1 pseudogene is annotated in these 492 nt (G+C 38.8%); it reads left to right on the top strand.

Going from position 1 to position 492, the window contains the following annotated elements:
* Nucleotides 1-139: 139 nt before the first annotated feature.
* A pseudogene (locus tag TCEL_RS00040) lies at nt 140-492 on the top strand (FAD-dependent oxidoreductase); the annotation flags it as partial.

Genomic DNA, 492 nt, shown 5'->3' with positions numbered 1-492 from the left:
GTCTGCTGCAACGAATATAATAATTATTGCTTGTATTAGGTACACTATATCCTTTTGGAATATTTGCAAGTTGTAGGTTAAGTGAACTGCTGTTTAGTGCACCAAATAGTATAGCTGAACCATTTTTCAGTTTCAGATGTCTTGCCGTACAGCTAGAGAAGCAATGGGAGAGGGATGTGGTCACTTAAAGGAGGATATGTGCATACAACTTGGACATGCAGCTGAATATTATATAAGAACAGGAAGGGGAAGACAGATTACTCGTGAAGAAGCCTTTGAGATAATAAAAAGAGCAGAAGAAAATGGTCTGATGCACTGTATTCCAAATACAGATGGACCAGGCAAAACCCATGCTATATGTAACTGCTGTGGATGTGGGTGCTTTGCTGTTAGAATTGCAAATATGTTTGTAAATCCAGATATGGTGCGTTCTAATTATGTTGCACAGGTGGATAAGGATAAGTGTGTTGCCTGTGGAGAATGTGTAGAAAA

The sequence above is a fragment of the Thermobrachium celere DSM 8682 genome, from assembly GCF_000430995.1.
GTDB lineage: Bacteria > Bacillota > Clostridia > Clostridiales > Caloramatoraceae > Thermobrachium > Thermobrachium celere.
Note: the sequence above shows the minus strand (reverse complement) of the source record. Positions and strands in the feature narration are given on the sequence as shown.